The organism is Amycolatopsis sp. MtRt-6, from assembly GCF_017308975.1.
Taxonomy (GTDB): Bacteria; Actinomycetota; Actinomycetes; order Mycobacteriales; family Pseudonocardiaceae; genus Amycolatopsis.
Window position 1 is genome coordinate 143,977 of record NZ_JADWPD010000010.1, and the last position, 17,298, is coordinate 161,274.

Sequence of the window (17,298 nt, forward strand, 5' to 3'; positions counted from 1 at the left end):
CGGGTGCGGTGGCGTAAGGATACTGGCCGACCCCGCGCGCGGGCCGCCGGGTAGCCTCGGCACGGTGAGTGCGAACCCGCTCCTCCCCTCGCTCAGCGTCGTGATCCCGGTCTACAACGAGCAGGACTGGATCGAACGCAGTGTCGGCGCGCTGCTCGCTTCGGCGTCGGCCGCGAGCTGGCCGATCGAGGTCGTCGTGGTCGACGACGGCAGCACCGACGCCACGCCCTCGCGCCTCGACGACCTGCGTGAACGCCACGGCATCACCGTCCTGAGCCAGGCCAATTCCGGCCGGTTCGAGGCGCGGCGGGCCGGCATCGCCAAGTCGTCCGGCGAGTGGGTCGCGCTGCTCGACAGCCGCGTCATCGTCGACGAGCACACCCTCACGTTCCTACGTGACCAGCTCGCCGAGCACCCCGAGCGCGCGGTCTGGAACGGCCACATCAACGTCGCCTCCGAGCACAACCCGTACGCCGGCTTCATGGCCGGCCTGGTCAAGGTGCCCTGGCGCAAGTACTGCGCGAACCCGCGGCTGATGTCGTACGGCATCGACGAGTTCGACGTCTACCCGAAGGGCACCACGTTCTTCTGCGCCCGCCGCGGCCTCCTCGAGGGCTCGGTGACGGCGTTCGCGTCGCTGTTCGACGACATCCGCTTCGCCAGCGACGACACCCGCATGCTGCGCTGGATCGCCGAGCGCGAGCGGATCTGGCTGGCCCCGGAGCTGTCGGCCACTTACAACGGGCGTGACTCGTTCAAGAAGTTCACGCAGCAGGCCTACTTCCGCGGCACGACCTACGTGGACTCCTACATCGCTTCGCCCGGCCCGGCCCGCAACGCGCTGTTCGGCGCGCTCGCCGCCGGGGTAGTCGGCCTGGTCTTCGCCGCGAAGAAGCCGAAGACGACGCTGGCCGCGGGTGTCCTCGGCGCGGTCGCGGCGGGCGAGGTCGTCAAGAAGTGCGGCGCGACCGGCCCCGAGGCCCGCGCGGTGACGAAGCTGCTGCCGGTGTTCGCCGGCGGCTTCGGCGCCGGTGTCCTGCGTGGACTGGCGATGGCCGTGCGGGCGCGGCTCCGCCGCCGATGAGCACCGAAGTGGACACGCCGGCCGCCGCGCGCGGCGGACGCACGACCGCGGGCAGCCTCGGCGGCTCGCTGATCGTGTCCATCGGCCTCGGCTACCTGCTCACGGTCGCCTGCCAGCGGCTGCTGCCGCCGCAGGAGTACACCGTCTTCGTCACGTTCTGGGGCCTGGTGATGGGCCTCGGCAGCACGCTGTCGCCGCTCGAGCAGGAACTTTCGCGCCAGTCGGCGGTCGCCGCGCTCGCCGGCGGCAAGGCGGGCCGCCCGGCGCTGCGGGCGGTCGCGGTCGGCGTGCTCGTCGCGGCCGCGTTTTCGCTCGCGCTGCTGATCCCGCCGGTCAACGAGAAGCTGTTCCACGGCGAGTGGTCGCTGGCGCTGATCGTGCTGTGCGGCGGCGTCGCGTTCGCCTGCCAGTTCGGCACGCGCGGGCTGCTCATCGGGCAGCACAAGGTGAAGGCCTTCTCACTGCTCGTGATCGCCGAACCGGCCATCCGGGCGCTGATCCTGGGTGTCCTGTTCGTCTCGGTGGCCTACAACGTCGTTTCGCTGGCGATCGCGGTCGCCGCGGGCTCGTTCGCCTGGCTGCTGTTCGCGCGCCCGGCCGGGCAGCTGCTCGACGTCCACGTCGAGGGCGACGGCTGGGGCGTGACATCCCGCCGGATGAGCATGCTGCTGGTCGGCGCGGCCCTGACGGCGGCGGTGATCACGGGCTACCCGGCCCTGGTCGGCCTGCTGGCCCCGGGCGGCGACGGCGACCGCGTCGGAGCGCTGTTCGCGGCGCTGGTCATCGCGCGGCTGCCGCTGACGCTGATCGGGCCGGTGCAGTCGCTGGCGGTGCCGTTCGTGGTCCGGCTGTCGGTGACTGAGGAGGGCCGCCACCGGCTGCGCCGCGTCCTCGCTCTCGGCGCGGCCGCTTCGCTGGTTTTGGCGGCTTTGGGTGCGCTGGTGGGGCTGTGGCTGGGCCCGTGGGCGGTCCGGTTCGTGAGCGGCCCGGGCTACGACATCGACGGCTGGTCGGTGGCGGGGCTGGTGTGGTCGTCGGTGCTGCTGGTGCCGATGCAGCTGCTCACGGCGGTGCTGGTGGCCCGCACCCAGGCGAAGCTCGTGCTGGCGACCTGGGCGGCGGTGACGGGCACGGCATCGCTGCTGCTGCTGTTCCTGCCGGGCGACACGGTGTTCCGCGCGGTGGTCGCGCTGGCGGTGGCGCCCACGCTGGGGCTGGCGGTGGTACTGGGGTTCGTGTTGCGGCGGGCGCCGGAGCCGGTCGAGTCCGCTCCGGACGCTGCCTGAGGTTCTCGCCGGACCCGGCCGAGGTCGCGGACCCGCCCTCCCCGGGCAGGGTTCCGGCAAAGTCGTTTGTGCTGGTCGTGCTGACGGGCTCGGCCGGGCGTGGCTGCTCGGCCCCAGGCCAGGACCCGCCCTCCCTGGGGGACCATCCCCACTTCAGCCTATCTGCCCGCCCCGACCAAAACCCCCGCCGTGAAGCCGCCCCGAGCCGCCTTGTCCACACCCCGGCCCCGTTGTGGAAAGACGGCGGAACGTCAGCCCCGCGGCGGGGTCTGCGGCAGGTCCAGCCGGTACACGCTCACCGTGCCCGAGCTGAACTCCTTCGTCAGCCCCGGCAACCCCGCCAGCCTGCTCAGCCCCGGCGCCAGGCTGTACGTCAGCTTGCCCGTCCAGTGGTGGCCGTCCGTGCCGACCGTCGGAGCCGACGTGTCCACGTACACCCAGCGGACGTTCTTCGCCCGCAGGATGCTCTGGACCTCCGGGTCCTCCGGGTAGTAGTTGAACATCGCCAGCAGCGTGATGTTGTCCTGGATAGGACTGTGGCCGTCCGGGACGATGTTGAGGATCGGCAGGTCGTAGTCCACGTACAACAGCGTCGAGCCGTCGTTCGCGTTGTTGAGGATCGTCTCGCCCGGGGCCGCGTGCTCGTGCAGCCACTTCGCCGCCGCTTCGTCCGAGGCGTCGTAGCGGACGAACTGCGGGGCCGCGTAGCGCTGGCTCAGTGACAGCGCGCCGGTGTTCATGTAGCCGCGGAACGACGTCACCGTCAGCGCGCCCAGCAGCACCACGATCAGCCCGTACGCCACCGCCGGCCGGAACCGTGACGGGATCGGGTTGCGCTTCCGAACCGCCACCACGAACAGCCCGAGCGCCACGAACAGGACGCCCGCCAAAACCGGGATCAGCAGGTAGACGTGGGTGTCGAGGCGGTTCGCGACGCGGTAGTAGTAGCGGCCGATCATCGCCCCGAAGCCCGAGTTGGGCGAGTAGTGGAAGCTCACCATGACCGTCGCCCAGAACAGCCAGGCCGTCAGCAGCGGCCACGCGCGCCGCGACAGCACCGCGGCGACGACGCCGGCCAGGCCCAGCAGGCCGAGCACCAGCTGGCCCATCGTGCCGCTCGGGTCGAAGTAGCCGCCGTACGGCAGGCGCGCGACCAGCTCGAACGACGCGCCGAGCTGGCTGCCGCGGATGTTCGCCGGCGCGTCGACCACCGAGCCGTTGCCGAGTCGCAGCAGGGCCAGGACGTCCGGGAAGACCAGGACGACAGCCACCACGCCCGCCAGCACCAGCGGCAGCAGCGCGCGGACGAACGCGAGCCGGCCCGCCTTGGTGAACAGCAGGCCGATCATGGCCGCGACCGTCGTCAGCGCGACCGAGGTCAGCGCGCTCGGGTGCAGGTTGAACGCACCGGCGGCGGCGACGCCGACCAGCACCGCGCGGCCCCAGTTGCGCTTGCCGATCACCAGCATCACGGCGACGAGCCCGGGCATGAGCGTCATCGCGGCCGCGTTCGGCAGGACGCCGCCGTCGTGGGCGAAGGCGATGCCGGGCCGGTACAGCTGCACGGAGACCAGCGCCGCGACGCCGGCGGCGAGCTCGACCCAGCCGCGGCCGAGCCGGCCGTGGCGGAGCACCGCCGCGGTGAGGGCGGCCACCGACAGCGGCAGCACGACCACCGTGAACGCGACCGTCGCCAGGTTCAGCGACAGCATCGTGTCGCCGAAGATGTCGGTGATCAGCGCGCAGATGCCGGTGAAGCCGGGCGGGTAGAACTGGACGTTCGTGTCGTGGATGACGTCGATCGGCAGCACCTGCCACGGGGCGGCCTTGCCGGTGAAGTGCGTGAAGGCGGTCAGCACGGCGTGCGTGACGGTGTCGTGCTCCTGGGTCGGCGTCTGCCACGACCCGAGCCCCTTGTGCCACATGCGGACGCCGAGGCCGACCCCGGCGACGGCGATGAGCGCGCCCAGCACCTGGGCCACCAGCCCGGCGCGGCCGGTCAGCGTGCGCAGCCGCGGGTCGTCGTCTGCCACGACCGGCTCCGCGGCCGGGCGACGCCGGCGGACCAGCCACCGCACCCCGCCGAGCACCAGCAGGACGACGACCAGCGCGATGACCGCGGTCAGCAGGCCGAAGCGAATGCCGGTGACCCCCGTGAAGAGGGACAGCAGCAGAACGAACCCGGTGGTCAATGGGGCCGAAAGCCCCGCGAGCCAGAGCCGTTCGCGTACGCCGGTGACCAGGAGGATCGAGAATCCCGGGAGCAGAACCACGAGGACGCCCACAGCCAGCCGGACAGCTTCGGACAACATGCATTCTCCGATCAACAAAGCCGCCAACGCCCGGAGTCTATGGGTGACCGCGGTCCGCCCAGGACGCGGGTGACCAGCCAGCTGACGTGCGCGGTAGCGTGGCCGCGGCCTCGCGAACGGCGTTCACCGCGGTACGCGGCCGTTCCGGGTCGGGTTACGGCGGAAATAGGGTGGGAGAATGGGTTTTCTGCTCGTTCTGGCCGCATTCTGGCTTCCGGGTGCGGTTTTCGGAGCGGCGATCGGGCTGCGCGGCTGGACGCTCGGCGCGGCGGCGCCGGTGCTCACGTTCGGGATCGTGGCCCTCGGCATCCCGCTGCTCGGCGGCACGGGCATCCGGTGGACGGCGCTCTCGGTGACACTGTGGACGCTCGTGGTGTCGGCCATCGGCTTCGCGGTCACCTGGGCCGTGGCGCGGTTCACCCGGCGCCCGGAGTCCGAACGCGAGCGTCCCCGGTGGTCGTGGCGCGCGCACGCCTTCACGGCGCTCGGCGTCGCCGCCGGTATGGGCGTCGGCGCGCTCACGGTCCTGCGCGGCATCCCGACGCCCGGCACGGTCAACCAGGATTGGGACGCCGCGTTCCACGCGAACCTCGTCCGCTGGATCGCCGAGACCGGCGACGCGCGCCCGTCGACCATCGGCACCATCGCGAACCTGCCGGACGAGACCCACTACTTCTACCCGGACACCTACCACGCGCTGCTCGCCCTGCTCTTCGGCAAGGGCGGGCTGACCGTGATGCCGCTGCTGAACTTCGCGTCCATCGCCGTCACCTTCGCGGTGCCGCTCGGCGTGGCCGCGATGTGCCGCGCGTGGCGCCTGCCGCCGGTGACGGCCGCCGCGGCCGCGGCCGCGTCCGCCTGCTTCACCTCGTTCCCCTACGACCTCTTCTGGCACGGCCCGGTCTGGCCGTACGCCGCCGGTGTCGCCCTGGTCCCGGCCATGCTCGCGGTGGTCCGCCTGCTGCTCGAGCCCGGCGGGGCCACCGGCCCGCTGGCCGTGGGGGTCGGTGTCGCGGGGCTCGCGGCGCTGCACACGAGCGTCGTGTTCGTGCTCGTCGTCTACTGCGTCCTGATCCTGGCCGCCGTGCTCTTCAAGTTCGAGCCGATCGACTGGCGGCGGGCCTGGCCGTCGCTGGTGGCGGCCGCGGTGCTCGCCGCCGGGCTCGGCCTGCCCCAGGTGCTGCCCTCGCTCTACAACGCCGGCGGCGTCACGGCCGCGGTCTGGCCGAACGCGGCGACCATGACCGGCGCGGTCGGGCAGGCGGTCACGTTCTCGCCGATGGCGAGCTTCCCGCAGTGGTGGCTCGGCCTGCCCGCCATCGTCGGCGTGTTCCTGCTGGCCCGGCACCGGCGGGTGGTCTGGCTGATCGCCGCGTACGTCGTCCTCGGCGGCCTGTACGCGGCGACGGTGTCCATGGAGAACGGCCTGGTCCACCTGCTCAGCGGGCCGTTCTACAACGACAACTACCGGCTCGCGGCCCTGCTGCCGATGATCGGCGCGGTGGGCTTCGGCGAGTTCGTCCACACGGCGACCGCGTGGTTCGCGGCGAAGGTCCGGCCCCGGCTGCCGAAGCTGCACCCGGCCGCGCCCGTCCTGGCCGGCGTGGTGCTGCTGGCGGCGGTGATCGGCGGGTTCAGCCGCGGGTACGTGTACCTAAACTCCGTCCACGTGAACATCGCCTACCGCGGCTTCCCCGCGGTGAGCGCGGACGAGGAGACGGCGTTCGCCTGGCTGGCGCGGCACACCGTGCCCGGGGAGCGCGTGCTGAACGACCGCCTCGACGGCTCGGTCTGGATGTACGCGCTGCAGGGCGTGAAGCCGACCCAGTGGAACTACTACGGCGCCCCGCGCACCAGCGACGTCGGCTACGTCAGCGCGTTCGCGAACCGGCTGGAAACCGACCCGCGGGCCCGGGCGATCCTGCGCGAGCTGAAGGTCCGGTACGCCTTCGTCGGCCAGGGGAACGCCGTCCCCGACCAGCGCAACGACCCCGGCCTGCTGAACCTGGACACCGCACCCGGGTTCAAGCTGGTCTACCGCAACGCCGGTGCGTCCGTCTACGAGATCGCGGGCCAGCAGGACGTCGTCGCGGCGGGCGCCGCACCCGGGTCCGCGGCCGGTAACGGGCAGTGAAGGGCTGCTGTGTTGACTGTTACCAATCCGACCGGCAGCCACGGCGGAACACGTGCGGCGGGCGGGTTGGCTGCGGACCGCGTCCGCCTACTTTCGGCCGGATTGGTAATGTGATCGCGTGTCAACGACCTCGGTGACCAGCCGCCGCGTGCTCATCGTGATGCCCGCCCTCAACGAGTCGGCGAGCGTCGCGTCGGTCATCGAGCAGGTGAAGCGGGCCCTTCCGGACGGCGACCTGCTCGTCGTCGACGACGGCTCGGTCGACGACACCGCCAAGCTGGCCCGTGCCGCGGGCGCCGAGGTGGCCCGGCTCGCCGTGAACCTCGGGGTCGGTGGCGCGATGCGCACCGGCTTCCGCTACGCCGCCGCCCGCGGGTACGACGTCGTCGTGCAGGTGGACGCGGACGGCCAGCACGACCCGGACGAGCTCGACGCGCTGCTGCGCGGCCTGGACGACGCCGACATCGTGATCGGCTCCCGGTTCGCCGGCAAGGGCGCCTACAAGGCCAGCGGGCCGCGCAAGTACGCCATGGTCGCGCTGTCGATCGTGTTCTCGCGGCTGGCGAAGACCCGGCTGACCGACGTCACGTCGGGCTTCAAGGCGATGGGGCCGCGCGCGATCCGGCTGTTCGCCGGCTACTACCCGGCCGAGTACCTCGGCGACACGGTGGAATCGCTGGTCATGGCCATCCGGGCCAAGCTGGTCATCAAGGAGATCCCGGTCATCATGCGCGAGCGCGCGGGCGGCACGCCCAGCCACTCGCCCGTCAAGTCGGCGGTCTACCTGGGCCGGGCCGGGCTCGCGCTGCTGCTCGCTCTGGTCCGCCGCCGTCCCGCGGTCGACTCCTCGGACTCGGCGTAAGGAGCTTGGGAAGATGCAGGGTTGGCGCATCCTCAGCATCGTCATCGCGTGCTTGGTGCTGTTCGTCGTCCTCGAGATGATGCGGCGCCGCAAGCTGCGGGAAAAGTACGCGGGCGTGTGGCTGATCGTCGCCATCGGCGTCGTGGTGCTGGCGGCGATCCCGGCGGCGGCGCAGTTCCTGGCCCGGCTGACCGGGGTGGAAACCCCGTCGAACTTCGTATTCCTCCTCGCCGGCGTCGTGCTGGCGCTGGTGTCGCTGCACCTGTCCACCGAGACCGGGCACCTCGAGGAGGAGGTGCGCACGTCGGTCGAGGAGATCGCGCTGCTGCGCTGCGAGCTCGAGGACACCCGGCGCGAGCTGGCGGTCCGGATTGCCGAGCTGGAGGCGAAGACGGCGGCGCCCGACGACGTCAAAGGGCTCCCGGAGGTCGAGCGCGTCAGCAAGTGACGCCCTGATCGAGGCCCTGCTCGCCGCGCCCGCCCGGCTGGGCCGGGTGCGCGTGCTGGCCATCGACGGCCCGTCCGGCGCGGGGAAGTCCACGCTGGCCGCCCGGGTCGTCGCCGACCTGACCGCCCGCGGGTGCCGCACGGCCCTGGTGAGCACCGACGCCTTCGCGACGTGGGACGACCCGGTGGCGTGGTGGCCCCAGCTCGTCGACGGCGTCCTGCGGCCACTGGCCGGCGGCCTGCCGGGTACCTACCGCCGCATGGACTGGACCACTGGGGTGCCCCGGCCGGGTGAGCTCGTCCGGGTGGCGGTCCCGGACGTCCTCGTGCTGGAAGGCGTTTCCAGCGGCCGCACTTCGGTAAGACCCCTGCTTTCGCACCTCTGCTGGCTCGAGGGCGGCTCGGAGGCCGGCCGGCTGGCCCGGACGGTCGAGCGGGACGGCGCGGCCGCACGGGCCGAACTGGCGCGGTGGCAACGGTTCGAGCGCGGCTGGTTCACCGTCGACGGCACCGCCGAAGCCGCCGGCACCAGACTTTCGTAGGGGACCGGTCGATCACGTACCGTGATCGGATCGCTCCGGATCGATCCAGCGAAACGGAGCCGGATGCACGAGTGAGCCACTGTAGGTACCGCCATCTGAGTCATGGATCAGGTACCGAGTGCAGCTACGGGCTGCAAATGGTCACATTCTGTCGCGATTTACGGACACATTGCGGTCAAATCGACGTCCACGTAGCGCGATCGTAACCTCACGTGCTTAAGTGCGGGCCGAGTTCCCGCTAGTGTCGGCGAGCACACCGATCGTCCGTCGAGTTCCTGACCGACCGGACGGTGACTTTGATCCCGAACATCTCCCAAGGGGTGCCAGATGCAGCAATTGCGGCTGACCCGAACACGCCGGGTGGCCCTGATCGGGCTAAGCGGCGCGCTCGCGGTTTCGCTGTCCGCCTGTGCGGAATCCAAGCGTGAAGAGGGCGCAGGAGGTGGTTCCGGGGGCACCATGATCTTCGGCGCGGCCGGCAACCCGAAGTTGTTCGACCCGATCTTCAACGACGAGGGCGAGACCTTCCGGATCACGCGGCAGATCTTCGACACGCTGATCCAGAACAAGCCGGGCACCGCCGACCTCGAGCCTTCGCTGGCCGAGAAGTGGGAGCCGAGCAACGACGGCAAGACCTGGACCTTCTCCCTCAAGCAGGGTGTGAAGTTCTCCGACGGCACCGCCTTCGACGCGACCGCGGTCTGCTTCAACTTCGATCGCTGGTACAACATGAAGGGCGCCGCCGCCCAGAGCCAGATGATCTACTACGCCGACGTCTTCGGCGGGTTCGCCAAGAACGAGAGCACCGACTACAGCGACCCGGTCTACAAGAGCTGCGAAGCCAAGGACCCGGCGACCGCGGTCGTGAACCTGAACAAGGCGAAGGGCGCGTTCCCGGCGGCCTTCACCCTGCCGTCGTTCTCGATGCAGAGCCCGACCGCGCTCAAGCAGTACAAGGCGGACGAGGTCACCCAGTCCGGCGACTCGTTCACCTACAGCGAGTACGCGAACAAGCACCCGGTCGGCACCGGCCCGTTCAAGTTCGACAGCTGGGACCAGGGCAAGGGTGAGATCACCCTGTCCAAGAACGAGACCAGCCCGTCCCAGACGGCCAAGCTCGACAAGCTGATCTTCAAGGTCATCCCGGACGAGAACGCCCGCAAGCAGGCGCTCAAGGCCGGTGACATCCAGGGCTACGACTACCCGGCGCCCGCGGACTACGGCCTGCTGCGCAACGAGGGCGAGCAGGTGCTGGTGCGCCCGCCGTTCAACGTGCTGTACATGGGCATCAACCAGTCCGGTCCGGCCGGTGAAAAGCTGAAGGACGTCAAAGTCCGCCAGGCGCTGGCCTACGGCATCAACCGCGAGCAGTTCGTCAAGAGCAAGCTGCCCGAGGGCGCCGAGGTGGCCACCGAGTTCGTGCCCAAGACGATCTCCGGCTACACCGACGAGGTCACCAAGTACCCGTACAACCCGGAGAAGGCCAAGCAGCTGCTCTCCGAAGCCGGGGCGACGAACCTGACGCTGAAGTTCTACTACCCGACCGAGGTCACCCGGCCGTACATGCCGAACCCGGCGGACGTCTTCACGTCGATCTCCGAGGACCTGAAGGCCATCGGCATCAAGATCGAGCCGGTCGCCAAGCCGTGGAACGGCGGCTACAAGGACGACGTCCAGAAGTTCGGCAAGCAGGACCTCCACCTGCTCGGCTGGACCGGTGACTACAACGACGCCGGGAACTTCGTCGGCACCTTCTTCGGCCGCAAGAAGCCGGAGTTCGGGTTCGACAACCCGCAGCTGTTCCAGGCGCTCGCCGCCGCGGACGCTTCGCCCGCCGGCGACGCGCACGCCAAGGCGTACCAGGAAGTCAACAAGCAGATCATGGACTACCTGCCGGCCATCCCGATCTCCTACGGCCCGCCCGCCATCGTGGTCGGCCCGAAGGTCAAGGGCCTGGTCGCCAGCCCGCTGACCGATGAGCGGTTCAACACCGTCACTGTCAACTGACGGTTCCGCGCCGCGAGGCATGGGGTGGGTGCTACCGCGCCCACCCCATGTTCCGTACTCAGCGGGCTGCCACCTAAGGACTGCAAGTGCTCCGTTTTCTCGTGCGTCGGCTGCTACAAGCGATCCCGACGCTGCTCATCCTGTCCATCCTGGTCTTCGCCTGGCTCCGGTCGCTGCCCGGAGGGCCCGCGGCCGCCCTCCTCGGCGACAAGGCAACGCCGGAGAAGATCGCCAACCTCAACCACGTGCTGGGGCTCGACCAGCCGGTCATCATCCAGTACTTCAAGTTCCTCGGCCGCGCGATCACCGGTGACTTCGGCGCTTCGCTGGTTTCCACCCAGCCGGTGATGTCGGAGATCGGCACGTTCCTGCCCGCCACCATCGAACTGGGCATCTCCGCGATGATCATCGCGGTGCTCATCGGCATCCCGGCGGGCTACCTCTCGGCCCGCTACCGCGGTGGCGTCGCTGACAACGTGATCATCGTGCTGACGCTGATCGGCGTCGCGGTGCCGGTCTTCTTCCTCGGCTACATGATGCAGGACCTGCTCGCCGGGCCGCTGGGCCTGCCGTCGCAGGGCAGGCAGACCGCGGGGCTGGACGCCACCGCCGTCACCAACTTCGCCGTCCTCGACGGCATCATGACGAGCGAATGGGACGCCGTCTGGGACGCGATCAGGCACCTGATCCTCCCGGCGTTCGCGCTCGCCACCATCCCGCTCGCGGTGATCACCCGGATCACCCGCGCGTCGGTGCTCGAAGTGCTCAACGAGGACTTCATCCGCACGGCGAACTCGAAGGGCCTCACGCAGCCCGTCGTCCGCCGGCGGCACGTGCTGCGCAACGGCCTGCTCCCGGTGGTCACCACCATCGGCCTGCAGACCGGCGCGCTGCTCGGCGGCGCGGTGCTGACCGAGCGGGTGTTCAACTTCCGTGGCCTCGGATTCCTGCTGGCCGAAGGCATCGAACGGCGTGACTACCCCCGGCTCCAGGCGCTGCTGCTCTTCGGGGCGCTGGTGTACGTGCTGGTGAACATGCTGGTCGACGTCTCGTACGGGCTCATCGACCCGAGGGTGCGTGTGCGATGAACACTCTGCTGAACAAGAAGAAAGAGCCGATCGACAAGCTCGCCGCGGCGAGCGGTAACAGCCTCGGCCGTGAAGCCCTGCGGCGGATGCTGCGCAGCCCGGTCGCCATCACCGGTGGCGTGATCACCGGCCTGTTCGTGCTGCTGGCGGTGTTCGCGCCGCTGATCGCGCCCAAGGACCCGTTCGAGCGCTACCTGCAGGACCAGGTCGCCCTCGGCCAGGGGATCATCCCCGGCTCCCAGCCGGGCTACCCGCTCGGCGTGGACGACTTCGGCCGCGACGAGCTGTCGCGGCTGCTCGTCGGCGCGCAGAACACCCTGCTCGTCGGCGTGCTGGCCACGGTGATCGGCGTGCTCCTCGGGGTGATCATCGGCGGGCTCGCCGGCGCGTTCGGCGGCTGGGTCGACACCGTCCTCATGCGACTGGTCGACGTCATGCTGTCGGTCCCGTCGCTGCTGCTGGCGATTTCGGTCGCGGCGCTGTTCGCCAAGCCCAGCCAGTGGACGGTGATCCTCGCCGTCTCGCTGATCGGGGTGCCGATCTTCGCGCGGCTGCTGCGCGGCTCGATGCTGGTGCAGCGCGGCAGCGACCACGTCCTCGCGGCGACGTCGCTGGGCGTGAAGCGCGGGACGATCGTGTTCCGGCACATGCTGCCGAACTCGCTCGGCCCGGTCATCGTGCAGGCGACGCTGACCCTGGCGACCGCCATCCTGGAGGCCGCGGCGCTGTCGTTCCTCGGTCTGGGCGACCCGGACCCGAACCGGGCGGAGTGGGGCATCATGCTGAGCAAGGGTGCCCGGCAGTTCCTCGACGTCCGGCCCGAGCTCGCGTACTACCCGGCGATCGCGATCATCATCGTCGCGCTCGGGTTCACGCTGCTCGGCGAGTCCCTCCGCGAAGCCCTCGACCCGAAGAACAGGCGGTGAGAACCCATGGCACTCCTTGAAGTCCGCGACCTTTCGGTCGTGTTCCAGCGGCGCGGCGAGCAGCCGTTCACCGCGGTGGACGGGGTCAGCTTCGACGTCGAGCCGGGCCAGACGGTCGGCCTGGTCGGCGAGTCCGGCTGCGGCAAGTCCGTGACGTCGCTCGCGATCATGCGGCTGCTGGCCAAGCGCGGCAACAAGGTCAGCGGCTCGGTGCGCTTCGAAGGCGCCGACCTGCTCAAGCTGTCCGACAAGGACATGCGCGACCGCCGCGGCCGCGACCTCGGCATGGTGTTCCAGGACCCGCTGTCCTCGCTGAACCCGGTCATCCCGATCGGGCTGCAGATCACCGAGGTGCTGGAGCGCCACCGCGGGATGTCGCGCAAGGCGGCGTCCGTGGAGGCCGTCGACCTGCTCGACAAGGTCGGCATCCCGGACCCGTCGCGGCGGCTTTCCGAGTACCCGCACCAGCTTTCCGGCGGGATGCGGCAGCGCGCGCTGATCGCGATCGCGCTGGCGTGCCGCCCGCGGCTGCTCATCGCCGACGAGCCGACGACCGCGCTCGACGTCACCATCCAGGCGCAGATCCTGGCGCTGCTGCGGGAACTGGTGCAGGACACCGGCACCGCGCTGATCATGATCACGCACGACCTCGGCGTCGTCGCGGGCCTCTGCGACGAGGTCAACGTGCTCTACGGCGGCAAGATCGTCGAGCGGGCGCAGCGGCACCAGCTGTTCGCCGAGCCGCGGCACCCGTACACGCACGGCCTGCTCGCCTCGATCCCGCGCCTGGACGCGGGCCGCGGCGAGAAGCTGATCCCCATCCGGGGTTCGGTGGCCGACAACATCCCGTGGGAGCACGCGTGCGCGTTCGCGCCGCGCTGCCCCAACGCGCTGCCGGTCTGCCGCGAGGTCCAGCCGCAGCTGGCGCCCGACCAGGGCGGGCTGCTGCGCTGTCACAACCCCGTGCGGCCCGCGGTCGCCGCGGGAGGAGGAGCCCGATGACCCGTCCCGATGGCGACGTGCTGCTCGAGGTCACCGACCTCAAGGTGCACTTCCCGATCAAGCGCGGCATCGTGATCGACCGGACGGTCGGGCACGTGTTCGCGGTCGACGGCGTCGACCTGGCCATCCGCCGCGGCGAAACCTACGGCCTGGTGGGCGAATCCGGCTGCGGCAAGTCGACTTTGGGCCGGGCGATCCTGCGGCTCAACGAGCCGACCGCCGGTTCCGTGAAGTTCGACGGCACCGACGTCGCGCAGCTCAAGGGTGAGGAACTGCGGAAGGCCCGGCGCCGGATGCAGATGGTCTTCCAGGACCCGATGTCCAGTTTGGACCCGCGCCAGTCGGTCGAGTCCATCCTGCTCGAAGGCATGCACGCCCACGGCCTCGACAAGGACAAGGAAGCCACCCAGCGCCGGCTGCGGCAGCTGCTGGCGGCGGTCGGCCTCCCCGAGACGTCGCTGCGGAAGTACCCGCACGAGTTCTCGGGCGGGCAGCGCCAGCGCATCGGCATCGCGCGGGCGCTGGCCGTGGAGCCGGACCTGATCGTCGCCGACGAGCCGGTGTCCGCATTGGACGTTTCGGTGCAGGCCCAGGTGGTCAACCTGCTGGAGGACCTGCAGGACCAGCTCGGCCTGACCTACGTCGTGATCGCGCACGACCTCGCGGTGGTGCGGCACATCTCCGACCGCATCGGCGTGATGTACCTGGGCGCGCTGGTCGAGGAGACCGACGCGGACTCGCTGTACCGCGAGCCGCTGCACCCGTACACGAAGGCGCTGCTGTCGGCCATCCCGGTGCCGGACCCGCAGGTCGAGGACACCCGCGAGCAGATCCTGCTCGCCGGTGACCTGCCGTCGCCGGCGAACCCGCCGTCGGGCTGCCGCTTCCACACGCGCTGCCCGTGGCGGCAGGCGAGCCTGTGCGACACCGACCGCCCGCAGCTGCGTGAAATCGGCGGCGGTCACCGGGTGGCGTGCCACTACGCGGAGGACATCCGCGACGGGCGCATCCAGCCGCACGAGGTGGAGCCGGAGCTGGTGGAGCTCACCGGGGCGCTCAACCCCGACCTGGGCCCGCCGGACGTCGGCACCGCGGCCGAGATCCTGTGAACCGAACGGCCGGCCGGGCGTTGTCCCGGCCGGCCGTTCTCAGGTCTCCAGCTTGGCGGCCCGCGACTGCAGGTAGGCCTGTTCGGGCAGGCTCAACGTCCGCCGCGCGGCGGCCAGGTACGCCTCGCGGGCGCCGGCCGGGTCACCGGCGTTTTCGAGCAGGTGCGCGCGGATGGCGTCGACCCGGTGGTGCCCCGCGAGGTCCTTTGCCGCTTCGGCCAGCTCGGTCAGCCCTTTTTCGGGGCCGTGGACCTGCGCGAACGCGACCACCCGGTTCAGCGTCACCATCGGGCCGGGTGCCACGACCCGCAGCAGGTCGTAGAGGGTGAGGATCTCCGCCCAGTCGGTCGCTTCGGCCGTCGGGGCTTCGTCGTGGACCGCCGCGATCGCGGCCTGCAGCTGGTACGGGCCCACCGGCGTGGTCGCCAGTGCCTTGGTGATCAGCGAGACGCCTTCGTCGACGAAGGCCCGGTTCCACCGGGACCGGTCCTGTTCGGCCAGCGGGACCAGCGCCCCGGCGTCGTCGACGCGGGCCGGCCGGCGGGCGTCGGTCAGCAGCATGAGCGCCAGCAGCCCGGTGACCTCGCCGTCGTCCGGGAGTTCCGCACGCAGCTGCCGGACCAGCCGGATGGCTTCGGTGGTCAGCTCGACGCGGTTCAGCGCGTCTCCCGAGCTGGCGGTGTGGCCCTCGGTGAAGATCAGGTAGAGCACCTGCAGCACGGCGGCCAGCCGTTCGGGGCGCTGGTCGTTCGTGAGCCGTTCGCCTTTCAGTTTCTGTTTCGCGCGGCTGATCCGCTGGCCGATGGTCGCTTCGGGGACGAGGAAGGCCCGCGCGATTTCGGCGGTGGTCAGGCCGCCGACCGCTCGCAGCGTCAACGCCACCTGCGACGGCGGCGTGAGCGAAGGGTGGCAGCAGAGCAGGAGCAAGGTGAGGGTGTCGTCGACCCCGCTGACGGGCTCGGGTGCCGGCGGTTCGGCCAGCACGAAGGTTTCCTCACGCCGTTGCCGCGCGGCCTCACTGCGCCACTGTTCGATGCGGCGCCGGGACGCGGTGGTGATCAGCCACCCCTTCGGGTGATCGGGAAGGCCTTCGGAAGGCCATTGCCGTGACGCGGCGAGCAGCGCCTCCTGGACGGCGTCCTCGCAGGTGTCGAAGTCGCCGTAGCGCCGGACGAGGGCGGCGAGGACCTGCGGCGCGAGCTCGCGGAGCAGGCGTTCGACGTCGGTCACAGCTCCGGCCCGTGGAGCCCCATCACCGGCCGCACTTCGACTTTGCCGAAGGACGCCTCCGGGATCCGGCGCGCGATCTCGAGGGCGCGTGCTTCGCTCTCGCAGTCGAGCAGGTAGAAGCCGGCGAGGAACTCCTTGGCCTCGGCGAACGGGCCGTCGGTGGTGATACCGCCGGTGATCCGCTTGGTCAGTTCGGGGAAGGCGAGCCGTTCGGAGACGATCCGTTCGCCGGAGGCATCGAGATCGTCGTTGAGCTGCTGGTAGTAGGCCAGCCCGGCGGCCCGCTGTTCGTCGCTCATGCCTTCCCACGCCGTGCGCGACTCGGGGTTGCCGTAGATCAGGACCACGTATTTCAAGGCGCCTCCTGTCGAAATCCGCTGGGCGGCACCTACGTCTCTGGTGCAGGTACCGACCTTGAGGAGAATGGCATGAGTGAGCAGCGGATCCGCGAGCTGATGGCGGCACGCGAGGTGGCGATGACGGCCCGTGACGCATCGACGTTGGGCTCCCACTACGCCCCGGAGGTGGTCGCGTTCACGTTGGCGCCCCCGTTGGTCCACCGCGGAGCGGAGGTCACCGACGTCGAGGCCCGCCGGGCGTGGTTCGAGACGTTCGAGGGGCCGATCGAGTACGAGATCCGCGACCTGGAGGTGACGATCGGCGGAGACGTGGCGTACAGCTTCGCGCTGAACCGCCTGGCAACGAAGCCGAAGGGCGCGCCGGCGGGGTTCGAGCTGTGGTTCCGCTCGACGGTGTGCTTCCGCCGGGTGGCGGGGGAGTGGCGGATCACCCACGTGCATGACTCGACGCCGTTCCACATGGACGGAACCCTGCGGGCGGCGGTGGACCTGAAGCCCTGACCGGTCGCCACCCGCCCGGGGGCGCCCCCCGGGTCCAGCGTATCGGCGCGGACCGACAAACCCCGCCGATCGGCGGTCGTGCGGCCGGGGTTGTCCACATGGGGGTGACTCCTGTGGACAACTCCGGCAGCCGGGCAGGCCCGCCACCGCACCACCCTGGCAACCCGGCGGCCCCGCCAACCCCGCCAGCCCCGGCCACCGGGCAATCCGGCAGCTCCACGTAACTTGGCGCCCCGCCGCCCAGCCACCCCAGTGAACCGGCCAACCCGGCGAACCCAGCGAGCCTGGCGAACCCGGCCACCCGGCCAACCCGGCGAACCCGGCCACCCGGCCAACCCGGCGAACCCAGCGAGCCTGGCCAACTCGGCGAGCCTGGCGAACCCGGCCACCCGGCCACCCGGCCAACCCG

General features: G+C 70.7%; 15 protein-coding genes. 12 read left to right on the forward strand and 3 right to left on the reverse strand.

What is annotated here, in order from left to right; all coding sequences use genetic code 11:
- Positions 1 to 64 precede the first annotated feature (64 nt).
- On the forward strand, positions 65 to 1,084 hold the full coding sequence (locus I4Q55_RS19095) for a glycosyltransferase family 2 protein (protein WP_206789432.1): 1,020 nt from the start codon (positions 65 to 67) through the stop codon (positions 1,082 to 1,084).
- Entirely contained in the window at positions 1,081 to 2,370 is a 1,290-nt protein-coding gene (locus I4Q55_RS19100; RefSeq protein WP_206789433.1) for a lipopolysaccharide biosynthesis protein, read from the forward strand. Before I4Q55_RS19095 ends, I4Q55_RS19100 begins: the two co-directional genes overlap by 4 nt.
- 251 nt (positions 2,371 to 2,621) lie before the next feature.
- On the opposite strand, the gene I4Q55_RS19105 is transcribed toward I4Q55_RS19100, so the two are convergent.
- A complete protein-coding gene (locus I4Q55_RS19105; RefSeq protein ID WP_206789434.1) occupies positions 2,622 to 4,682 on the reverse strand; it encodes a DUF6541 family protein in 2,061 nt (686 codons plus the stop codon).
- 178 nt (positions 4,683 to 4,860) lie between these two features.
- Here I4Q55_RS19105 and I4Q55_RS19110 point away from each other — a divergent pair, with 178 nt between their 5' ends.
- The 9 genes from I4Q55_RS19110 (at position 4,861) to I4Q55_RS19150 (ending at position 14,799) form a co-directional block, all read left to right on the forward strand.
- On the forward strand, positions 4,861 to 6,816 hold the full coding sequence (locus tag I4Q55_RS19110) for a DUF6541 family protein (protein ID WP_206789435.1): 1,956 nt from the start codon (positions 4,861 to 4,863) through the stop codon (positions 6,814 to 6,816).
- A gap of 160 nt (positions 6,817 to 6,976) precedes the next feature.
- Positions 6,977 to 7,678, forward strand: coding sequence for a glycosyltransferase family 2 protein (locus tag I4Q55_RS19115; RefSeq protein WP_206789593.1), 702 nt, complete (start codon positions 6,977 to 6,979; stop codon positions 7,676 to 7,678).
- 13 nt (positions 7,679 to 7,691) lie between these two features.
- A complete protein-coding gene (locus I4Q55_RS19120) occupies positions 7,692 to 8,126 on the forward strand; it encodes a DUF2304 domain-containing protein (protein ID WP_206789436.1) in 435 nt (144 codons plus the stop codon).
- 37 nt (positions 8,127 to 8,163) lie between these two features.
- Complete coding sequence (locus tag I4Q55_RS19125) at positions 8,164 to 8,667, forward strand: uridine kinase (protein WP_242546314.1); 504 nt, start codon at positions 8,164 to 8,166, stop codon at positions 8,665 to 8,667.
- Between the two features lie 459 nt (positions 8,668 to 9,126).
- Positions 9,127 to 10,674, forward strand: coding sequence for an ABC transporter substrate-binding protein (locus tag I4Q55_RS19130; protein WP_206789437.1), 1,548 nt, complete (start codon positions 9,127 to 9,129; stop codon positions 10,672 to 10,674).
- A gap of 86 nt (positions 10,675 to 10,760) precedes the next feature.
- Entirely contained in the window at positions 10,761 to 11,762 is a 1,002-nt protein-coding gene (locus tag I4Q55_RS19135; protein WP_206789439.1) for an ABC transporter permease, read from the forward strand.
- Positions 11,759 to 12,688, forward strand: a complete 930-nt coding sequence (locus I4Q55_RS19140) for an ABC transporter permease (protein ID WP_206789440.1) — start codon at positions 11,759 to 11,761, stop codon at positions 12,686 to 12,688. The genes I4Q55_RS19135 and I4Q55_RS19140 overlap by 4 nt, the downstream gene beginning before the upstream one ends.
- Positions 12,689 to 12,694: 6 nt before the next feature.
- Entirely contained in the window at positions 12,695 to 13,690 is a 996-nt protein-coding gene (locus I4Q55_RS19145; protein WP_206789441.1) for an ABC transporter ATP-binding protein, read from the forward strand.
- Positions 13,687 to 14,799, forward strand: a complete 1,113-nt coding sequence (locus tag I4Q55_RS19150; RefSeq protein WP_206789442.1) for an ABC transporter ATP-binding protein — start codon at positions 13,687 to 13,689, stop codon at positions 14,797 to 14,799. The genes I4Q55_RS19145 and I4Q55_RS19150 overlap by 4 nt, the downstream gene beginning before the upstream one ends.
- Positions 14,800 to 14,838: 39 nt before the next feature.
- On the opposite strand, the gene I4Q55_RS19155 is transcribed toward I4Q55_RS19150, so the two are convergent.
- Positions 14,839 to 16,029 carry an RNA polymerase sigma factor gene (locus tag I4Q55_RS19155; RefSeq protein ID WP_206789443.1) on the reverse strand — a complete coding sequence of 397 codons (1,191 nt, stop codon included), beginning with the start codon at positions 16,027 to 16,029 and terminating at the stop codon, positions 14,839 to 14,841.
- Positions 16,026 to 16,385, reverse strand: a complete 360-nt coding sequence (locus I4Q55_RS19160; RefSeq protein ID WP_206789444.1) for a YciI family protein — start codon at positions 16,383 to 16,385, stop codon at positions 16,026 to 16,028. Before I4Q55_RS19160 ends, I4Q55_RS19155 begins: the two co-directional genes overlap by 4 nt.
- Before the next feature lie 72 nt (positions 16,386 to 16,457).
- Here I4Q55_RS19160 and I4Q55_RS19165 point away from each other — a divergent pair, with 72 nt between their 5' ends.
- Positions 16,458 to 16,889 carry a nuclear transport factor 2 family protein gene (locus I4Q55_RS19165; protein ID WP_206789445.1) on the forward strand — a complete coding sequence of 144 codons (432 nt, stop codon included), beginning with the start codon at positions 16,458 to 16,460 and terminating at the stop codon, positions 16,887 to 16,889.
- Positions 16,890 to 17,298: the final 409 nt, after the last annotated feature.